Raw genomic sequence first — 19,428 nt, forward strand, 5'->3', positions numbered from 1 at the left:
GCCCCATAAAACTGACCCCAGCATATACGCCCAGGCGCGGCCGTCCCTTTAGACATTGGTATGATCAGATTTCTTATTCATAACAAAGACTTAAATGGTCTTTTCCAACGCCGATCGAGCGCAATAGACCAAGGTCTGAGCGCAGTGCCGGCAACGGTAACGGCTTCCCTTTCGGGCCAGGGCATGACGACGGGCCGTGAAACCATGTTCTCGGCAGCCGCAACGATAGCGGTAAGGGGCGGGGCTCGCCCGATCGGTGTCGAAGCGATGGGTGGTGCGGGGAGCAAGGCCGAAGAGACGACGCATCACGGTCTGCCACTCTCGGCCGTGGGGGCGCACCCGTTCACCATCCTCGAGGTGATGGACCAGCCAGTGGGCCATCTCGTGGGGAACCACCTCGACCAGGAAGGCGAGGCGGTTCTCCTCGAGCAACAGAGGGTTGAAGCGCAGTCCGCCGCGGCCGAAGTGGGCCTGGCCTGCCGACTTGCCACGCAGGTCCAGCCAGACGGTCGGCCGTGGCAAGGCCGGATGAACCTCGAGACACAGTCGCCAGGCCGCCTCGACCCGGTCGATCAGGGCGCGGTGCAGGGCCTTCCGGTCGAGGGCATCGAGCCGGGCGGGGTCGGGGGAAGGAAGCGCGGGAGCCATCATGGGATGCTAGAATGGCCGGCCGATCTCGAAGCGTAAAGCCCCAGGCGTAAAGCCAGAGGCGAAAAGCCTTCCCCAACGCAACGTTTTCCTGCGAGAGCCGTCATGTCCGATGCCGATACGCCCCTGCCCCAGCCGCTGCTCGAGGACGAGGAACTCGATCTGCTGGATGACTTCCTCGATTCCGAGCGAGTCGATGCCGATGCCCTGGACCTGATCGGAGCCCATGGCTTCCTGGTCGCGCTGGCCGTGGCACCCCGCGATGTGCCGGCGGCGACCTGGGTCGCCGAGCTGTTCCATGGCGAGCCGGCCTTCGATGACGACGCCGAACGCGAGGCGATCCTGGGGCTGCTGGAACAGCTTCGGCACACGGCGATCGAGGTGCTGGAAGGCGGTGGGCTGCCGGAGCTGCCCTTCGAACTGGAACTGGGCGACCTGGCACCCGAAGAGACGCCGATCGGTGACTGGTGCGCCGGCTTCATGGAGGGCGTCTTCCTCGACGAGGCCGCCTGGTTCGCCGATGACGAGGAGGCCGCCGCCACCCTGCTGCTGCCCTTCATGCTGCTGTCGGGGCTGTTCGACGACGAGCCCGACATGGCCGAACTGGCCGGCGACAACGCGCGACTGGAGGGCCTCATCGCCCAGTTGCCGGAGCTGCTGCTGGACCTCTACCTCCACTACCGCGTCCCGCCCGAGACGCCCAAGCCCAGGCCTCGACGCAAGGCCCCCGCCGGTCGCGGCAAGGGCCGACGCTAGCGGAGGCGCGTCAGCATCCCGTCCAGAGTGCCGAACAGCCACTCCTTGAGGCGCTGCCAACGCGGCCGCCGGGACCAGGTCTCTGGGTCGATCTCATGGCTCGCCAGGAAGTTGCGCTCGAACAGCTCGGCGACCTCGGCGGCGAAGCGGGGATCCTCCACCTCCTGATTGGCCTCCAGGTTCCACTGCAGGCTCCAGTGGTCGAAGTTGCAGGAGCCGAGGCTGACCCAGTCGTCGACCAGCGAGAACTTGGCATGGATGAAGGAGGGCTGGAACTCGAAGACGCGCACCCCCGCGCGCAGCATCCTGCCATAGAAGCGCTGGCCGGCATAGCGAATCCCGGGGTGGTCGTGGGCCTCGCCACCAGGCAACAGCAGGCGCACGTCGACCCCGCGCCGGGCCGCCTGCACCAGGCGCCTTCGCAGGGTGAGGGTGGGCACGAAGTAGGGCGTGCAGATCCACAGACGCCGCGATGACAACGAGACCCGTTGATGAAGAGAATGACGGATCGCCTGGTAGCGATACCCCTGCCCCCACACCACGCGACCACGCATGCTGCGATAGCCCTCGTTGCTACGCGTATCAAGCCCGATCCCCCGCACCAGCGAGGGATCTCCGGGCCCGCGACTCATGGGAGAGTCCCAGACGCGACAGAACAGCCGCACCCAGTCGGCGACCACCGGCCCCTCGATGCGCACAGCGACCTCGTACCAGGCATCCAGGAACTCGTCCACCGCCCCGAAGCCTCCTGTGAAGGCCTGGGCACCGTCGACCACCACCAGCTTGCGGTGGTCACGGGTGAGGTTGCGCACCAGCGATTCGACCCCAAGGGGGTTGAAGAAGCGCAGCGCCACCCCACCGGCCTCGAGGCGCTGGCGATCGGCGTCCTCGAGGCCCATGGCGCCGTAACCATCGAGCAGCAGCATCACCGACACGCCTCGCTCGGCGGCCCGCAGCAGCGAGCCGGTCAGGGCCGTAGTCAGCCGACCTGACTCCATCAGATAGAGTTCGATCAGCACGAAGTCACGAGCCTGGTCGACGGCCTCGAACATCGCCGGCAGGAACAGTGCCGCCTCGGGGAGCAGTTCGAATTGATTGCCGTCTCGCCACATGCCATGCATGGCGTCGTCCCTGTCACATATCGTTACAGCATTGACGCATGTTTGACGGCCGGGGAAAAGCCTGGCCCCTGGCCCCCCGATCGAGGGCCGCTATAATGACGGCTCATACCCGGCCGGGGCGACAGGATGGACCTTGTACGCATGCTGTCCGGCGCGTTGAGCAAACCGTTCAAGCAACTGATGGTCCGCTGGATCCAGGTGCGGCTGATCGAGCCCTCACCGGACGACCTCGCCCTCGAGCCGACACTTCCGATCCTCTACGTGCTGGCGCACCCGGCGCTCTCCGACACCCTGTTGCTGGATTCACTGACCCGCGCCCATGGCCTGCCGCCAGCCAGCGGGCGGCGCAACGTGGGAGAGGTCAGCGTGCCCGCCTGCCTGGCGCTACCCTCACCTGGCCGTGGCCTGTGGCGCCGAGGTCGGCAGCCGACGGCGCCGCTCCAGTCGCTGATCGAACAGTACCACCTCGACCCTGCCCGAGACGTGCAGCTGGTGCCGGTGAGCGTCTTCTGGAGACGCGCCCCGGACAAGCGCTTCGGCGTCTGGCAGATGCTCGCCGCCGACAGCTGGAGGCTCACCGGGCGACTGCACCGCCTGCTGGCCGAGCGGCTGGCCCTGCTCTCGGGACTGGATGCCCCGGAGTTCTTCGATACTCGGCTGTTCGCCGGGCTGGTGGAGAGCCTGGAGGCACAGGGCTGGATCAGGACCGACGACGGCCGCCTGACGTTCGATGATGAGCTGCGCGAGGCGGCCCGGCGCAGCCGGGCGCTGTTCGACCCGGCGCTTCGCTACCGGCTGCAGCTGGTCAGCCGCCAGGGTGAAGGCTGACCTCAGGCAACCAGGCGGCGATGGACGTAGAGGTCATAGCGGCTGGTCTTGTCCTCGATGACGTGACGCGGCGGGGGCCCCTTCAGGGGCGGCGCCTTGCGCGGTCGCTTGACCACCACCCGGTGGGTCGCCACATCGAGCGCCGCCTCCAGCAGCCGCGGGGAGTCGGGGTCGTAACCGGCCAGCGTGCGGAAGAGCCGCATCTCCTTCTTGACCAGCGCGGACTTGTCGCGATGGGGAAACATTGGATCGAGATGGATCACCTCGGGGGCCACGCCACTGCTCGCCACCAGGGATGCCAGATCGCGGCCGGCATCCCCGCGCACGAGGTGCATGCGCGCCGCGACCTCACGGGTCTCGGGATCGACCAGGGCCCTCGCCAGGCCGTCCTCCAGGAGCGCGAAGATCGCTGCGACCCGCTCCACCAGCAGCACGTCCGCCCCCAGGCTCGCCAGCACGAAGGCATCGCGCCCGAGCCCCGCAGTGGCATCCACCACCGAGGGCGTCACGCCCTTGGCGAGCCCGCAGGCCCTGGCGACCAGCTGGCCGCGGCCGCCGCCGAAACGCCGCCGATGGGCGGCGCGTCCCGTGACGAAGTCCACGGCGAGGGGGTGACCATGACGCCTCGGGTCACCGGCCAGCACCAGGCGGTCGTCCTGGCGGGCCAGCGTCAGTTCGGCCTCGCCGTCATCGATCTCGCCGTCACCGACCATGGGTAGCCCCAGGCGCCGGGCGAGCGGATAGAGCGATACATCGCGGATCACGACGTGGCTCATCGGCTCTTCTGCCAGGCGACCTGGTCGCGCAGGTAGACGGGCTGCACCTCGTGAGGCGCACGTGCCTCACCCCTGGCCAGCGCCTCCATGGCCAGCAGCGCCATGTCGGCGGCATCGGCCTCGACCTCAGGCAGGCAGAGGCCGAGCCCTGCCTGCACCTCGGCGGGCATCTCGTCCCAGAGGGTCCACCCCGACCCGATGCCGACCCAATCGTGGTCGTCGTGGGCATTGTCCTTTAGTTCGGGCAGGCGCAGACGCGACGGTGGCATGACCGCCTCCTCCATCAGTGGCAGGACGCGACCATCCCGACACTGCCAGGCGGCCACATAGATCTCGCCCATGCGAGCGTCCAGGGCCGTGATCAGCTGGCGATAGTGGTGACGGCGATGCCCCCCCAGCGCCAGCGCCTCCAGGGTCGAGACCCCGACCAGGGGGCGGTCGAGGCCGAAGGCAAGTCCCTGGGCGACCCCGGCCGCGATGCGCAGCCCGGTGAAGGAGCCGGGACCCCGGCCATAGGCCACGGCATCCAGCGCCGAGGCCGGGAGTCCGGCCTCGGCAAGCACCTCGTCGACCATCGGCAGCAGCCGCCGCGTGTGTTCCCGCGGAGTCAGGGCGAAGCGAGAGACCAGTTGGTCATCAAAGCCGTCACGGCGGCTCAGCAGGGCGGCGGAACAGGCGCTCGAGGAAGCATCAAGGGCCAGCAGGATCGGCATGGGACATCACGTCGTGGCGAGAAATGTCGGAGCATTATACGCCCGCCGTCGCCAACGACGAAGGCCCGCAATGGCGGGCCTTCGTCAGGGTGCGCGGCGTGAGGAATGGAGAGGGTCTCAGCCTTCCAGGGCCTGGATCACCTGGCCGGTGATGTCGTCGATGCTGCCCACCCCCTCGACACGATGATAGACCGGAGCCGTCTGCGCAGACTCCTTGGCCCACTGCTGATAGTAGTCGACCAGCGGAGCGGTCTGATCATGGTAGACCGACAGGCGATTGCGCACCGTGGACTCGCGATCGTCGTCACGCTGGATCAGGGCTTCGCCGGTGACGTCGTCCTTGCCCTCCTCCTTCGGCGGCTGGTACTCGAGGTGGTAGACACGACCCGACCCCGGGTGGACGCGGCGTCCCGCCAGGCGCTTGACGATCTCCTCGTCATCGACGGCGATCTCCAGCACGTGATCGATCTTTACCTCGGCATCCCGCATGGCCTGGGCCTGAGGAATGGTGCGCGGGAAGCCATCGAAAAGGAAACCATTGTCGCAATCGGGCTGGCTGATACGCTCCTTGACCAGGGCGATGATGATGTCGTCGGACACCAGACCGCCGCTGTTCATGATCTCCTTGACCTTGAGCCCCAGCTCGCTGCCTTCCTTCACCGCGGTACGCAGCATGTCGCCGGTGGATATCTGCGGAATATTGAACCGCTCGCAGATGAACTGGGCCTGAGTGCCCTTGCCGGCACCCGGGGCGCCCAAAAGGATCAAACGCATCTGACTGCTCCTTAAGAAATGTGGTTCTGGTCGACGAAGAAAGGGAAGAAGCGAACGATAACCGCGCCGCCGGGCCCAGACAAGCGAAGGGTCCTGCATCACGCCGCTAAAAGGGGAAAAAGATGCCACACATCAAGCGCCTGCGGGCCGAATAGCACTTTGGTCTGCCACGCATCAAGCAGCATCGTCCGGAAACGACAACGGCGCCTTGCGGCGCCGTTGTCCCGGGCAGGATGCATACCTACAGCAGCAGGCGACGGATGTCCGTCAGCACCTGACCCAGGAAGGCGGTGAAGCGCGCGGCATCGGCGCCATTGACCGCCCGGTGGTCATAGGAGAGACACAGCGGCATCATCAGCCGCGGCTGGAAGGCTGCGCCATCCCACACCGGCTTCATCTGCGCCTTGGAGATGCCGAGGATGGCCACCTCCGGAGCGTTGACGATCGGTGTGAAGGCGGTGCCACCGATGGAGCCCAGGCTGGAGATGGTGAAGCAGCCACCGGTCATCTCGTCGCGCTTGAGCTTCTTCGACTGGGCCTTGCCAGCCAGCTCCACGGACTCCTTGGCCAGCTCGATCATCGACTTCTGATCCGCATTGCGGATCACCGGCACCATCAGGCCGTCCGGAGTGTCCACGGCGATGCCGATGTGCACGTACTTCTTGTGCACCACCGTCTCGCCGTCGCTCTTCAGGCTGACATTGAACTGCGGGAACTTGCGCAGCGCGAAGGCGCAGGCCTTGATCAGGAAGGGCAACGGCGTGAGCTTGGCGCCCTGGGCCTCTGCCTCGGCCTTCATCGACTTGCGGAAGGCCTCCAGCTCGGTGATATCCGCCTCATCGAACTGGGTCACGTGGGGAAGGTTGACCCAGCTTCGATGCAGGTTGGTGGCGCCCATCTTCATCAGGCGACCCATGGATTTCTCTTCCACCTCGCCGAACTGGCTGAAGTCCTGATCCGGGATCGGCGGAATACCGCTGCCGGCAGAGGCCGGTGCCGCCGCGGAAGCCGTCTTCGCCTTGCCATCCATGACCTGCTTGACGTAGGCATGTACGTCATCCTTGAGCACACGATCCTTCGGGCCGCTGGGCTTGACCAGTCCCAGGTCGACACCCAGTTCGCGGGCCAGCATGCGTACCGCCGGGCCGGCGTGAACCAGCTTGCCATCACGCGGCTTGTGGGCGGCCATCTGGGCCTCGGGGCTGGGTGACCCGGCAGGCGTCGCTGCGGACTTGGCAGCAGGCGCGGCTTGCTGTTGCGCCTTCTGCTCGGGTGGCTTCGCTGCCGGCTTGGCGGCGGGCTTGCTGCTGCCGGCCACCTCGATATAGCCGATCAGGTCGCCCTCGGAGACGGTATCCCCCTCCTTGACGGTCAGCTCGAGCAGCTTGCCCTTGTAGGGGCTGGGCACATCCATGGAGGCCTTGTCGGACTCCAGGGTAATCAGCGGGTCCTCCTCGTCGACCTCATCGCCGACAGTAGCGGCGATCTCGATGATCGGCACGTCGGAGGAGCCGGAGAGGTCCGGCACACGCACTTCCTTGCGCTCCGGTTCACCGCCGCCGGCGCTCTCCTCCTCGGCCGGGGCCGCTTCCTGCGGGGCACTCGCGGCCGGCTCGGGCGCCGACTCGGCGGCGGGCGCGGCATCGCCGCCTCCCTCGCCCTCGACTTCCATGGTGCCGATGACGTCACCCTCGGAGACGGTATCGCCCTCCTTGACGGTGAGCGAGACCAGCTTGCCGGCATGGGGGCTCGGAACGTCCATGGAGGCCTTGTCGGACTCCAGGGTGATCAGGGTGTCCTCCGCGGCGACCTGGTCTCCGGCGGCCACCGCCACCTCGATGATCTCCACATCGGAGGATCCACCGAGGTCCGGCACCTTGATCTCGACGGTCTGCTTGCCGCCCCCGCTCTTGGCCGCGGGCTTCTCGGCGGCCGGCTTCTCTGCAACGGGCTCAGGCGCAGGCGCTGCCTTCTCCTGCTTGGCGGGCGCCTCGGCATCACCGCTACCCTCTGCCTCGATCTCGACGATGTCGTCGCCCTCGGAGACGGTATCGCCCTCCTTGACCAGCACCTTCAGTACCTTGCCGCCCTTGGGGGAAGGCACGTCCATGCTGGCCTTGTCGGATTCCAGCGTGATCAGGGTGTCCTCGGGCGAGATGACATCGCCCTCCGCTACCGCGATCTCGATGATCTCGACATCGGTATCGCCACCGATGTCCGGAACTTTGATGATTTCGCTACTCAAGGTCGCGCTCCTTCAAACTCTTGACGGGGGCGGGCCCGCGGGCCCGCCATGCCAACGGTCGGTCGACGCCTCACACGGCAAGCGGGTTGGGCTTGTTGGGGTCGATGCCGTACTTCTTGAGCGCCTCGCCGACGACCTTGCGATCCAGTTCGCCACGGTCTGCCAGCGCCTTGAGCGCAGCCACGGTGACGAAGCGACGGTCGACCTCGAAGAAGTGACGCAGCTTCTCACGGGTGTCGGAGCGGCCGTAGCCATCGGTCCCGAGTACATGATAGTCGGTCGGCACCCAGGCACGGACCTGGTCGGCGAACAGCTTCATGTAGTCGGTGGAGACGATCGCCGGACCCTCGCGACCCTCCAGGCAGGCGGTCACGTGGGGCTTGATCGGCTTGGCCTCGGGGTTGATGAAGGCCTGACGGTCGATCTCCAGCGCCTCGCGACGCAGCTCGTTGAAGCTGGTGACGCTCCAGATGTCGGCACCCACGCCCCATTCCTCGGCAAGCATCTCGGCGGCCGCCTCGACCTCGCGAAGGATGGTGCCTGAGCCCAGCAGCTGAACTCGGCCCTTCTTGCCCTTGGTCTCGCGGAGCAGGTACATGCCCTTGATGATGTCCTCGGCGGGCACCTCGTCCAGGGCGGGGTGCTCGTAGTTCTCGTTCATCACCGTCAGGTAGTAGAAGCAGTTCTCCTTGTCGGTGAACATGCGCTTCAGGCCGTCCTGGACGATCACCGCCACCTCATGGGCATAGGTCGGGTCGTAGCTGCGGCAGTTGGGGATCATCGACGCCTGCAGGAGGCTGTGACCGTCCTGGTGCTGCAGCCCCTCGCCGTTGAGGGTGGTGCGCCCGGCGGTGCCGCCGACCAGGAAGCCACGTGCCTGCATGTCGCCGGCGGCCCAGGCCAGGTCGCCGATGCGCTGGAAGCCGAACATCGAGTAGTAGACGTAGAACGGCAGCAGCGTCGTGGCATTGTTCGAGTAGGAAGTCGCGGCGGCGATCCATGCCGACATGGCGCCGGCCTCGGTGATGCCCTCCTCGAGGATCTGACCCTTCCGGTCCTCGCGATAGAACATGATCTGGCCCTTGTCGACCGGCTCGTACTTCTGCCCTTCCGAGGTGTAGATGCCGAGCTGGCGGAACATGCCCTCCATCCCGAAGGTACGGGCCTCATCGGGAATGATGGGCACCACGCGCTCACCGATCTTCTTGTCCTTGACCAGGCCATTGAGGATACGCACGAAGGCCATGGTGGTGGAGACCTCGCGACCCTTGGAGCCTGCGGTCTGGGAGGCGAAGGTCTTGTCCTCGAGGGCCGGGATCGGCAGCGACTCGAAGTCGTTGCGGCGGCTCGGCAGGTAGCCGCCCAGACGTTCGCGCTGAAGGTGCATGTACTTCAGCTCCGGGGAGTCGTCCTCGGGCTTGTAGTAAGGGACTTCCTTGAGCTGCTCGTCGGTGAGCGGGATGCCGAAGCGATCACGGAAGCGGCGCAGTGCCTCGTACTCCATGGTCTTGACCTGGTGGGCCTCGTTGGCGGCCTCACCGTCACCGCCGCCCATGCCATAGCCCTTGACGGTGTGCGCCAGGATCACGGTGGGACGACCATTGGGGTTCTGGGTCGCCTCATGGTAGGCCGCATAGACCTTGAACGGGTCATGGCCGCCACGATTGAGCTTCCAGATGTCCTCGTCGGACATGTCCTTGACCATCTCGGCGGTCTCCGGGTACTTCCCGAAGAAGTGCTCCTTGGTGTAGGCACCCCCGTTGGCCTTGTAGTTCTGGTAGTCGCCGTCGACAGCCTCGTCCATGCGCTTCTGCAGGATGCCCTTCTTGTCCTTCTCGAAGAGCGGATCCCACAGGCGGCCCCAGACGACCTTCTGTACGTTCCAGCCGGCGCCGCGGAAGACGCCCTCGAGTTCGTCCATGATGCGCGAGTTGCCACGCACCGGGCCATCGAGGCGCTGCAGGTTGCAGTTGATGACGAAGATCAGGTTGTCGAGCTTCTCGCGGCTGGCCAGGTGAATGGCCCCCAGGGATTCCGGCTCGTCGCACTCGCCGTCGCCCATGAAGCACCAGATCTTGCGATCGTGCATGTTCTTGAGCTCACGGGAATCCAGATACTTCATCACGTGGGCCTGGTAGATGGCCTGGATGGGGCCGAGGCCCATGGATACCGTGGGGAACTGCCAGAAGTCCGGCATCAGCCAGGGGTGCGGATAGGACGAGAGGCCGTCGCCATCCACCTCCTGACGATACTTGTCCATCTGATCCTCGGTGAGGCGGCCTTCCAGATAGGCGCGGGCGTAGACGCCCGGCGCCACGTGGCCCTGGATGTAGACCAGGTCGCCCTCGAAGTCGCCATTCGGGGCGCGGAAGAAGTGGTTGAAACCCACGTCGTAGAGGGTCGCCGCCGACATGAAGCTGGCGATGTGGCCACCCAGGCCCGGGTTGGCCCGGTTGTTGCGGATGACCTGGGCGATGGCATTGTAGCGAATCAGCGAGCGGATTCGACGCTCCATGAACAGGTCGCCCGGCATCGGCGCCTCGCGGTGCACCGGAATGGTGTTGCGATGCGGGGTGGTTACCGAGAAGGGCACCTGCATGCCATCACGCCGCACCCGGTCGGCCAGACGAGTCATCAGGTACCGGGCGCGATCCTCGCCCTCACGATCCAGGACCGACTCCAGGGAATCCAGCCATTCCGTGGTTTCGACCGGATCGAGATCTTCTCTTGTTTCCAGACTCATAGACGTCTCTCCGAATGACGATGGGGTACTACAGCCCCCCAGGGGGGCGAAATGGCACTCATGTTCGGGATTGGCGACCCGACGCGCCAGACCCGTAGTTGTTTTACGAGGCAGTGCATAGAATGCATCCGCTGATGGCGCGAAGATACCGTAATCGCCAGTCCCTGCCAATTCAAGATGAAATGGAAATGATTTTCACATATTCCATATTGCACCGCAGCACAAGGGATTACGCAATTCTTCCTCCCCGAAACCGCACTGACTCAGACAGTTGTAGCTGAACTACCGTATGAAGCAAGCGTGCCAATGTTGCTTTGTAGTTACAGCGACTCATTCGTCGCCCAGGACCGATTTTTTTTCCAGCTCCTGGCGGAAATAGGCCCAGTCGAAGGCGGGACCCGGATCGCTCTTGCGCAGCGGAGCCACCCGGGCATGGCTGGTGATCCGGTCGGATGTCAGCTCCGGATAGCGCGCCAGCAGCGCCGCCGTGGTCCGTGCCAGGGCACGATACTGGGCGCCGGTGTAGGGCGTCACCTCATCACCTTCCAGCTCGATCCCCAGGGCGAAGTCGTTCAGCGCCTGTCGCTCGTTCGGCCCGTCCCGCCAGCGGGAGCGCCCGGCATGCCAGGCCCGCGCCTCGAAGGGCACGAACTGCACGCACTCCCCGTCGCGACGAATCAGCAGGTGGGCCGAGACACGAAGCCCGGCGATGGAACCGAAGAAGGGGTGCACCGCGGGATCGAGCCGATTGGTGAATAGCCGTTCGATATGCTCGCCGCCAAACTCTCCCGGGGGCAGGCTGATGGAATGCAGTACCAGCAGAGAGACCTCTCCCGCGGGGCGTCTGTCCTGGTTGGGCGAGGGAAGTCGTCGTGCCCCCTCGAGCCAGCCGTCGTCGATGCGCATGGTTTTTCCCTGACGTGGATGCATGGGTTTCCCTATAATGGCCGCCTGACGTTTCCCCGCACAGAGATGGACCCGCCATGCATTATCAGGACGCCCTTGCCGAAGAGATCCGTGACAGCGCCGCCCGGCTGCTGGCCGAGGACGTCGGCCCCGGCGACATCACTGCCCAGCTGATTCCCGAGAAGCAGATGGCCCGGGCTCGGGTGATCACCCGCGAGGCCGCGGTGCTGTGCGGCGTGGCCTGGGTCGACGAGCTGTTCAGGCGCCTCGATACCCGGGTAAGCCTCCATTGGCAGGCCGCCGACGGCGATCGCCTCGAGGCCGGCCAGGCCTTCCTCGAGCTGGAGGGTCCTGCCCGCAGCCTGCTCACCGGCGAGCGCGCCGCGCTCAACCTGCTGCAGACCCTCTCGGCCACGGCGACGCGCACCCGTCACTATGCCGACCTGCTCGAGGGCACCGGGGTGCGCCTGCTCGACACCCGCAAGACACTGCCGGGCCTGCGCCTGGCGCAGAAGTACGCGGTGACCTGCGGCGGTGGCCACAACCACCGCATCGGCCTCTACGATGCCTTCCTGATCAAGGAGAACCATATCACCGCCTGCGGGGGCATCGCGGCGGCGGTGACAGAGGCTCGCGACATCGCCCGGGACCTGCCGGTTGAGGTGGAAGTGGAGACCTTCGAGGAGCTCGACCTGGCGCTGGCCGCCGGGGCCGACGTGATCATGCTCGACAACTTCAGCCTCGACGACATGCGCGAGGCGGTAGGACGCAACCGGGGGCGCGCCACCCTGGAGGCCTCGGGCAATGTCGACGAGCGCACCCTGCGCGCCATCGCCGAGACCGGTGTGGACTGCATCTCCAGCGGGGCACTGACCAAGGACCTCAAGGCCATCGACCTCTCGATGCGCATCATCGAGCAGGAGGCCTGAACTCAGCCTCAGGTCTCGATCCGGACGAGCCGCTTCTCGAGCCGCTGGCGATAGAGCCGCTCGCCACCCCGCTCGACCCAGTCGTCGCCCAGCCTGGACCAGCCCCGGCGCACTAGGCCATCGGAAAGCATGGCACTGGCCTCTATCCTGACCCGCGTCACGCCCTGCTCCAGCAACAGGCGCTCGGCATGCATGAGCAGGGTCGAACCGATGCCTCGCCGCCCCAGTGATGGCCAGACGTAGAGGGTCTCGACCCGCCCCTTGGGCAGATCCAGCTCGATGAAGCCCACGCAGCGGCCTTCACAGTCGGCCACCAGGGTGGTGAAGAGCGCCTGGCGTGCCGACCATGCGCCGGCATCCCTGGGCAACGCCATCGCCCAGGCCTCGCGCTCGGCGAAGGTATAGTGGCCCGCGGCCCCCTGCATCACGGCATGGTGGAAGACCTCGGCCTGATCGGAGGCGTCGCGCACGCGCGCGGCTCGATAGACGATCCGGGGGGCTCGACGGGTTTCCATGTGCGGCTCGGTGCCGGCACTGTGGTAATCGGCATGACTCATGCGTGAGCTTCCTGCGATGATGGCCAGGCCAGCAGACTACCCAAGCCACGTCGCGGGGCCAATCCCCACGGTATGGAAAGTATCAGGATGCGCCATGAACGACCGCCCTGCCCTGCCCGACCCCCTTTGCCTGAACCCCGTCGGAGTCATCGAGAGCGACTTCCCCGACAAGTTCGGCATCCCGCGGCAGCCGGGGCTGGCGACGGCGGCCCGGGCGACCCTCGTGCTGGTCCCGCCCTACGATGATCCCCTGACGGTGCGCGGCCTTTCGGCCTTCAGCCACCTCTGGCTGACCTTCGTCTTCCACCAGAGCCCCGAGCGCTGGACGCCGCTGGTGCGCCCGCCGCGCCTGGGCGGCAATGCCCGGGTGGGGGTCTTCGCCAGCCGCAGCACCCATCGGCCCAACCGCCTGGGCCTCTCGCTGGTGGAGCTGATCGACATCGACACCTCGCGGGGCGTGCGCCTGACGCTGCGCGGGGCGGACCTGGTCAGCGGCACGCCGGTACTCGACATCAAGCCCTACCTGCCCTGGGTGGAATCACGCCCCGAGGCCCGCGCCGGCTTCGCCCCCGAGGCACCATCCACCCTGGCCGTCGGCCTCTCACCCGAGGCCGAGGCCGCGCTGCAATGCCGGGAGGATGGAGACACGCTGCGCGAGCTGATCCTCCAGGTCCTCGGCCAGGACCCGCGACCGGCCTACCGTCGCGACGCCGAGGCGCGGATCTACGGGGTGCGCCTGCGTGACCTGGACGTGCGCTTCAGGGCCCTGCAGGAGCCGGACGGAGCGACCCGCCTCGAAGTCGTCGAGATCGTGCCGGCGTGAGCCCCGCTCACGACGAAGGGCCCCGCAGGGCCCTTCGTGATGGCGGCGCTCGACGCGACACCCAGCGCGACACCCGATGTCAGCCGAAGTCGACGCCGATGCGGCGACCGACCTCCTCGTAGGACTCGATCACGTTCCCCAGCCCCTGGCGGAAGCGGTCCTTGTCGAGCTTCTCGCGGGTCTCGGCATCCCACAGGCGACAGCCGTCCGGGGAGAACTCGTCACCCAGCACGATCTGGCCGTGGAAGAGCCCGAACTCGAGCTTGTAGTCCACCAGCAGCATGCCGCCCTCGGCAAACAGCGCCTTGAGCACCTCGTTGACCCGGAAGGTCAGCGCCTTCATCTCGGCCAGCTGATCGGGGGTCGCCCAGCCGAAGGTCTCGGCCAGCGACTCGTTGATCATGGGATCATGGAGGGCGTCGTTCTTGAGAAACAGCTGGAAGGTCGGCGGGGTGAGCGCCTGGCCCTCCTCGACCCCGAGGGTCTTGACCAGGCTGCCGGCGGCGATGTTTCGCACCACACACTCCACCGGAATCATCTCGAGGTTCTTGACCACGCACTCGGTATCAGAGAGCAGGCTCTCGAAGTGAGTGGGGATCCCGGCTTCCTGCAGCTTGCCCATGATGTAGGCATTGAAGCGGTTGTTGACCTGTCCCTTGCGCTCCAGCGATTCCACACGCCGGCCGTCGAAGGCACTGGTGTCGTTGCGAAAGTGCAGGATAAGGCGGTCCGGATCATCGGTGGCATAGACCGACTTGGCCTTGCCGACAAAGAGTTCTTGGCGCTTTTCCATGGGAGCCTCCACAGGCGAGGATACGGGTAAGAATGGTCGGTCAGTCGAGGGTCTGCCATGCCAGGCCATCGTCCTGGGCGGCGACCCTCAGCCGGGATTCATCGCCGTCGAGCAGCGGCACCAGGGCCTCCAGGGCCAGCTCGGGGCGATTGTTGTGTTCGGAGAGGTGCGAGCAGACGATGCGCTGAAGGCGGTCGAGCCCCAGCCGCTGAAGCAGCCAGGCCGCCTGGCCATTGGCCAGGTGCCCCCAGTCGCCGCCCACCCGGCGTTTCAGGCTCGCGGGATAGGGTCCCTCGGCGAGCATGCGAGGGTCGTGATTACACTCGAGCACCAGGCCATCGCAGCCTGCGAAGGCCTCTACCACGTGCGCGCTGGGATGCCCCAGGTCGGTGAGCAGGCCGAGGCGCTGCCCGACGCCGGTGATGCAGAACTGCACCGGTTCGCGGGCGTCGTGGGGCACGGTGACCGGGTCGATGACAAGCCCCTTGACGGCGAACCTGGCCTGGGGAGTGATCCAGTGGCGGTGCGGCAACTCGCCGAGGCGCCTCGACAGCCAGGTGCCTGGGGTCAGGTAGACCGGCACCCCGTGGCGGCGGGCCAGGGGGCCGACGCCACGTACATGGTCACCGTGCTCGTGGGTCACCAGCAGGGCGTCGAGCTGGCGGGGGTGCAGCCCCAGGCGGGCCAGGCGGCGCTCGGCCTCGCGCAGGCCGAAGCCGCAGTCAACGAGCAGGTGCGTCTCGCCATCGCTGACCAGGGTGGCGTTGCCCTTGCTGCCGCTGCCCAGGGAGGCGAAGGTGAGGCGCCCGGGGGCGCCCGACGCCGGGCCCCTCATCAGCGCAGCAGGCCCGCCACCCGTTCGATCAGCTCGCGCTGGTCCTCGCCGGAGAGTTGGCCGGCTTCGCCGACACCGACCGCCATGAGCACGGTCTCCTCGGACCCCAGGGCCTCGAGTTCCAGCCTGACAAGGCGCGGCGAGGCGACCAGATCCAGCGAGGCCAGCGAGCTCAAGAGGCCGCGCTCGCGCTCGCTGAGGGTCAGGTAATTCACCAGAAAGGCATGCGCAGCAGGGTCGCTGTCGATCAGCTCGCGACGGCCCTCCACGGCGAAGTCGATCTCCAGCTGATGGCTGAGTTCGGCCCAGAGACGGTCCACACCGAAGGGCAGGATCACCCGCCAGTCGTCACCGCGCTGCTCGAACCGGGCGCGATCCTGCTCCTCGGGCCGCTGGGCGGTCAGCGATGCGGCGCTCGAGGAGGCGCTGAGCGACTGGAAGTATCGCTCCAGCGCCGTCAGGCAGGCCGCCTCGGCGACACCGCCGCGCTCGCAGTGTATCTCGCTGTCACCGCTGCGCAGCCCCTGCCGGATGCTGAACCTAGCCTGATCGGTCTCCAGGATGCCGCGACCAGGATCACGGGCGGTGACGTCCAGTCCGCGACGACTCACGAAGCGCTCGAGCTCCGGCCATACCGATGCAGGGGCGAGACCCACCACCAGCCAGGCGTCGCTGCCGATCTCGCGAAGCTCGACATAGCCGCGCTCCCTGGCACGTCCCGGCGACAGGGCCTGGGGGAGCGGAGCCTCCACGACCCCGTCCTCGGCAGGACGCGTGCCACTCACCTCGGGTACCGGCATGGCATCCCGGTAGCGATTGGGGTTACGGGCATCCGGCAGCACCAGGGGAGCACCCTTCCTGGCCTCGGCGTAGTCGAGGTTGCGGTCATCATAGAAGCCATCACGGGCACAGCCGGCCATGGCCAGGGCGATCACCGCCACCAGCGGCATCCCTTTCAGCGCAGAGTTCATGCGTCCACCTTGCCTAGTGTTGTGCAGAGAGCGATGCCCGGGCATCGCTCAGTCGTCGATCAGGCCCGCCAGCTGCAATGCCTCGCTGACGGTGGAATGGTACTTCTCGGATAGCCAGGTCAGCGGAAGCCGGATGCCGGGCTCGAGGTAGCCCATGCGGTACAGCGCCCACTTGACCGGAATCGGGTTGGACTCGATCCCCAGGTTGGTATGCAGCGGCATCAGGCGGGTGTTGATCTGGTGAGCCTTGTCGGAATCCCCTGCCACGGCGGCGCTGCAGAGCTCATGCATGGCCCGCGGTGCCACGTTGGCGGTCACCGAGATATCGCCATGGCCACCCATCAGCATGAAGTCGCAGGCGGTGGCATCATCGCCGGAATAGAGGATGAAGTCGCTGCCCTTGAGCCGCGCGATCAGGTCCTCGGCGCGCTCCAGGTTGCCGGTGGCGTCCTTGAGACCGATGATCTTGTCGACCTCGGCGAGACGCACCACGGTCTCGTTGTAGATGTCGGAGCAGGTGCGTCCCGGCACATTGTAGAGGATCACCGGCAGGTCACTGCTCTCGGCGATGGCCTTGAAGTGTCGGTAGAGGCCTTCCTGGGTGGGCTTGTTGTAGTAAGGCGCCACCGTCAGGCAGCAATCTGCCCCGACCTCGCTGGCGTAGCGGGCCAGTTCCACCGCCTCGGTGGTATTGTTGGAGCCGGTACCGGCGATGACAGGAATGCGTCCGTCTACCTCTTCGACCACGGTGCGGATGACGTCGAAGTGCTCGGCGAAGGACATGGTCGTCGGCTCGCCGGTGGTGCCGGCCGCCACGATCGCGTCGGTGCCGTGGTCGAGATGAAAGTGCACCAGGCGGCGCAGGGCCTCCCAGTCGATATCGCCGTTGACCTTCATCGGCGTCGCCAGCGCGACGATACTACCAGTGATCATCCTCTCGATTCCTCTTCGCTTCACCTGCATTCGTGGCCTCATGGACCCCGGGCAATGCGCCGAGACCTGCCTCGGCGCCAAGGGCCAAATGGTACTCAGGCCTCGAGAGACTGTACAGCCGCGACTTTACAGTTCGCTGTCGGTTGCGTGTAATCGGGGTTGCTTCCCACCCATCAAACGCCACCACCACAGGAGTGCGCCCATGAGCGTCAGCCTCGGCGAGCCCGTTCCCGACTTCACCGCCACCGCCACCGGTGATACCACCGTGTGCCTCTCCGATCTGAAGGGGCGGCAGGTCGTGGTCTACTTCTACCCCAAGGCCAGCACACCGGGCTGCACCACCGAAGGAGGCGACTTCCGCGATCACAAGGCGGAGTTTGAAGCCGCCAACACCGTTATCCTGGGAGTCTCCCGGGACGGCATCCGAGCCCAGGAGAACTTCAAGGCCAAGCAGGGGTTCAACTTCGAGTTGATCTCCGACAAGGACGAGGCGGTATGCCGGCTGTTCGACGTCATCAAGCTCAAGAAGCTCTACGGCAAGGAGCACCTGGGCATCGAACGCAGCACCTTCCTGATCGATGCCCACGGCCAGCTCGCCCGGGAATGGCGAGGCGTGAAGGTCAAGGGGCATGCAGACGAGGTTCTTGAGGCCGCCCGAGCGCTGCACGCCGGGAAGTGATGCCCGCGCATCCGCCGCGCGGCGGATGCGCTCAGGACCCGGCGGCGCGCTCCCCCTGGGAGACTTCCTGGCGTCGCTGCTTGATGCCCCTGGGCCAGGCATAGACCAGGGCCTTGAGCAGCGTCGCCAGGGGAATGGCGAAGAAGATGCCCCAGAAGCCCCATATCCCGCCGAAGAACAGCACCGCCAGGATGATCGACACCGGGTGCAGGTTGACCGCCTCGGAGAACAGCACCGGCACCAGCACGTTGCCGTCCAGCGCCTGGATCACGCCGTAGGCGATAAGTACATAGAGAAACTGGTCGCCGAGGCCGAAGTGGAAGCCCGCCACGGCCGCCACCGGCAGGGTGGCCACGGCGGCGCCGATATAGGGCACCAGCACCGAGAGCCCCACCAGCACCGCCAGCAGTGCCGAATAGGGCAGTCCGAAGAAGGCGAAGGTGAAGAAGGCCACGCTGCCGACGATGATGATCTCGGTGAACTTGCCCCGCACGTAGTTGGCGATCTGGTCGTCCATCTCCTGCCAGATCCGTGTCATCAGCCCGCGATGCTTCGGCAGCAGCGAGACGATGAACCCCACCAAGCGGTCACGATCCTTGAGCATGAAGAACACCAGGATCGGCACCAGCACCAGATAGACGATCAGCGCCACCACGTTGCCCAGGGAAGCCAGCGAAAGGGTCAGGGCACGCTGGCCGAGCTGGGTCACCTCGCGTCCTGCCATGCCGATCCAGGCCTGGATCTGGTCCGGGGTCACCAACTGGGGGTAGCGCAACTGGAGGTCATCGAGCAGTTGCTGGACGCTGGCGAACATTCGCGGGGTCTCCTGGACCAGGTTGATCAACTGGTTCCAGATCAGCGGCATCAGGATCAGCGCCATCGCCAGCAGTACTCCGATGAAGCCCAGGAAGACCAACATCACCGCCAGGAAATGCGGCACCCGACGCCGTGTCAGTCCGTTCACCGCCCCCTGCAGCAGGAAGGCGATCACCAGGGCGGTCAGGAAGGGCGCGAGCATCTTGCCCAGCCAGATCACCACGGCGAAGCCGAGCACCAGCACGATCAGCAGGATGACCGCCTCCTCGTCGGAGAAATAGTGGTCCATCCAGCTGCGAAACACCGACCTCAGGGTCATGAAGCCTGCTCCCCACCCTTGCGAATCCAGTAGTGGTAGACATCGCCACGCTCCTCGCGTGTCGGCATCTCATGATCACTCTGATCGATGAAGGTCTCGAAGTCGCGCCAGGACCCTGCGTCGGTCGCCACCACTTCCAGCAGTTGCCCCGGTGCCATCCGCGACAGGGCCTGCTTGGCCTTGAGCAGCGGCAGCGGGCAGGGAAGATCGCGGGCATCGAGCAGGTCGTCGGGTTGCAGCGCCATGTTGTCTCCCGGGAGAAT

20 protein-coding genes are annotated in these 19,428 nt (G+C 66.2%); 5 read left to right on the forward strand and 15 right to left on the reverse strand.

What is annotated here, in order from left to right; all coding sequences use genetic code 11:
- Positions 1 to 90: 90 nt before the first annotated feature.
- A complete protein-coding gene (locus ABE960_RS05595; protein ID WP_349761242.1) occupies positions 91 to 651 on the reverse strand; it encodes a SprT family zinc-dependent metalloprotease in 561 nt (186 codons plus the stop codon).
- Between the two features lie 102 nt (positions 652 to 753).
- Between ABE960_RS05595 and ABE960_RS05600 the strand changes: the two genes are divergently transcribed.
- Positions 754 to 1,404, forward strand: coding sequence for a YecA/YgfB family protein (locus ABE960_RS05600; RefSeq protein ID WP_349761243.1), 651 nt, complete (start codon positions 754 to 756; stop codon positions 1,402 to 1,404).
- On the opposite strand, the gene ABE960_RS05605 is transcribed toward ABE960_RS05600, so the two are convergent.
- Positions 1,401 to 2,525 (reverse strand): phospholipase D-like domain-containing protein, encoded by a 1,125-nt coding sequence (locus ABE960_RS05605; protein WP_349761244.1) that lies wholly within the window; start codon positions 2,523 to 2,525, stop codon positions 1,401 to 1,403. The genes ABE960_RS05600 and ABE960_RS05605 overlap by 4 nt on opposite strands.
- A 126-nt stretch (positions 2,526 to 2,651) precedes the next feature.
- On the opposite strand from ABE960_RS05605, the gene ABE960_RS05610 reads away from it, so the two are divergent.
- A complete protein-coding gene (locus ABE960_RS05610) occupies positions 2,652 to 3,353 on the forward strand; it encodes a hypothetical protein (RefSeq protein WP_349761245.1) in 702 nt (233 codons plus the stop codon).
- A 2-nt stretch (positions 3,354 to 3,355) separates the two neighbouring features.
- Here ABE960_RS05610 and ABE960_RS05615 read toward each other — a convergent pair whose 3' ends face one another.
- From ABE960_RS05615 to ampD, 6 genes are all read right to left on the reverse strand, one after another.
- Complete coding sequence (locus ABE960_RS05615) at positions 3,356 to 4,129, reverse strand: class I SAM-dependent methyltransferase (protein WP_432765340.1); 774 nt, start codon at positions 4,127 to 4,129, stop codon at positions 3,356 to 3,358.
- On the reverse strand, positions 4,126 to 4,842 hold the full coding sequence (tsaB, locus tag ABE960_RS05620) for a tRNA (adenosine(37)-N6)-threonylcarbamoyltransferase complex dimerization subunit type 1 TsaB (RefSeq protein ID WP_349761246.1): 717 nt from the start codon (positions 4,840 to 4,842) through the stop codon (positions 4,126 to 4,128). Before tsaB ends, ABE960_RS05615 begins: the two co-directional genes overlap by 4 nt.
- Positions 4,843 to 4,959: 117 nt before the next feature.
- Positions 4,960 to 5,616: an adenylate kinase gene (gene adk / locus ABE960_RS05625; protein WP_349761247.1), complete on the reverse strand. Its 657-nt coding sequence runs from the start codon at positions 5,614 to 5,616 to the stop codon at positions 4,960 to 4,962.
- A 241-nt stretch (positions 5,617 to 5,857) separates the two neighbouring features.
- Positions 5,858 to 7,861 (reverse strand): dihydrolipoyllysine-residue acetyltransferase, encoded by a 2,004-nt coding sequence (gene aceF, locus ABE960_RS05630; RefSeq protein ID WP_349761248.1) that lies wholly within the window; start codon positions 7,859 to 7,861, stop codon positions 5,858 to 5,860.
- 70 nt (positions 7,862 to 7,931) lie between these two features.
- Complete coding sequence (gene aceE / locus ABE960_RS05635) at positions 7,932 to 10,604, reverse strand: pyruvate dehydrogenase (acetyl-transferring), homodimeric type (RefSeq protein ID WP_349761249.1); 2,673 nt, start codon at positions 10,602 to 10,604, stop codon at positions 7,932 to 7,934.
- A gap of 330 nt (positions 10,605 to 10,934) precedes the next feature.
- Positions 10,935 to 11,510 (reverse strand): 1,6-anhydro-N-acetylmuramyl-L-alanine amidase AmpD, encoded by a 576-nt coding sequence (gene ampD / locus ABE960_RS05640; protein WP_349761250.1) that lies wholly within the window; start codon positions 11,508 to 11,510, stop codon positions 10,935 to 10,937.
- Positions 11,511 to 11,587: 77 nt separating this feature from the next.
- Between ampD and nadC the strand changes: the two genes are divergently transcribed.
- The gene (gene nadC, locus ABE960_RS05645) at positions 11,588 to 12,439 is read left to right on the forward strand and encodes a carboxylating nicotinate-nucleotide diphosphorylase (RefSeq protein ID WP_349761251.1); all 852 of its coding nucleotides are present in this window, start codon (positions 11,588 to 11,590) and stop codon (positions 12,437 to 12,439) included.
- Positions 12,440 to 12,447: 8 nt separating this feature from the next.
- Here the strand turns inward: nadC and ABE960_RS05650 are convergent, their stop codons facing one another.
- Complete coding sequence (locus tag ABE960_RS05650; RefSeq protein ID WP_432765341.1) at positions 12,448 to 12,996, reverse strand: GNAT family N-acetyltransferase; 549 nt, start codon at positions 12,994 to 12,996, stop codon at positions 12,448 to 12,450.
- 94 nt (positions 12,997 to 13,090) lie between these two features.
- Between ABE960_RS05650 and tsaA the strand changes: the two genes are divergently transcribed.
- The gene (gene tsaA / locus ABE960_RS05655) at positions 13,091 to 13,819 is read left to right on the forward strand and encodes a tRNA (N6-threonylcarbamoyladenosine(37)-N6)-methyltransferase TrmO (RefSeq protein WP_349761252.1); all 729 of its coding nucleotides are present in this window, start codon (positions 13,091 to 13,093) and stop codon (positions 13,817 to 13,819) included.
- Between the two features lie 79 nt (positions 13,820 to 13,898).
- Here the strand turns inward: tsaA and purC are convergent, their stop codons facing one another.
- The 4 genes from purC to dapA are packed head-to-tail and all read right to left on the reverse strand — an operon-like array spanning position 13,899 to position 17,351.
- Positions 13,899 to 14,612 (reverse strand): phosphoribosylaminoimidazolesuccinocarboxamide synthase, encoded by a 714-nt coding sequence (gene purC / locus ABE960_RS05660; RefSeq protein ID WP_349761253.1) that lies wholly within the window; start codon positions 14,610 to 14,612, stop codon positions 13,899 to 13,901.
- A gap of 40 nt (positions 14,613 to 14,652) precedes the next feature.
- Positions 14,653 to 15,447, reverse strand: a complete 795-nt coding sequence (locus tag ABE960_RS05665; protein ID WP_349761254.1) for an MBL fold metallo-hydrolase — start codon at positions 15,445 to 15,447, stop codon at positions 14,653 to 14,655.
- Positions 15,447 to 16,418, reverse strand: coding sequence for a lipoprotein, NlpB (locus ABE960_RS05670; protein WP_349761255.1), 972 nt, complete (start codon positions 16,416 to 16,418; stop codon positions 15,447 to 15,449). Before ABE960_RS05670 ends, ABE960_RS05665 begins: the two co-directional genes overlap by 1 nt.
- 48 nt (positions 16,419 to 16,466) lie before the next feature.
- Positions 16,467 to 17,351, reverse strand: coding sequence for a 4-hydroxy-tetrahydrodipicolinate synthase (dapA, locus tag ABE960_RS05675; RefSeq protein ID WP_349761256.1), 885 nt, complete (start codon positions 17,349 to 17,351; stop codon positions 16,467 to 16,469).
- A gap of 202 nt (positions 17,352 to 17,553) precedes the next feature.
- Between dapA and ABE960_RS05680 the strand changes: the two genes are divergently transcribed.
- Positions 17,554 to 18,030 carry a peroxiredoxin gene (locus ABE960_RS05680; RefSeq protein ID WP_349761257.1) on the forward strand — a complete coding sequence of 159 codons (477 nt, stop codon included), beginning with the start codon at positions 17,554 to 17,556 and terminating at the stop codon, positions 18,028 to 18,030.
- 31 nt (positions 18,031 to 18,061) lie between these two features.
- Here ABE960_RS05680 and ABE960_RS05685 read toward each other — a convergent pair whose 3' ends face one another.
- Both ABE960_RS05685 and ABE960_RS05690 read right to left on the reverse strand, forming a co-directional pair.
- Complete coding sequence (locus tag ABE960_RS05685; protein WP_349761258.1) at positions 18,062 to 19,165, reverse strand: AI-2E family transporter; 1,104 nt, start codon at positions 19,163 to 19,165, stop codon at positions 18,062 to 18,064.
- Positions 19,162 to 19,410, reverse strand: a complete 249-nt coding sequence (locus ABE960_RS05690; protein ID WP_349761259.1) for a sulfurtransferase TusA family protein — start codon at positions 19,408 to 19,410, stop codon at positions 19,162 to 19,164. Before ABE960_RS05690 ends, ABE960_RS05685 begins: the two co-directional genes overlap by 4 nt.
- Positions 19,411 to 19,428 lie beyond the last annotated feature (18 nt).

The organism is Halomonas aquatica, from assembly GCF_040196335.1.
Taxonomy (GTDB): Bacteria; Pseudomonadota; Gammaproteobacteria; order Pseudomonadales; family Halomonadaceae; genus Halomonas; species Halomonas aquatica.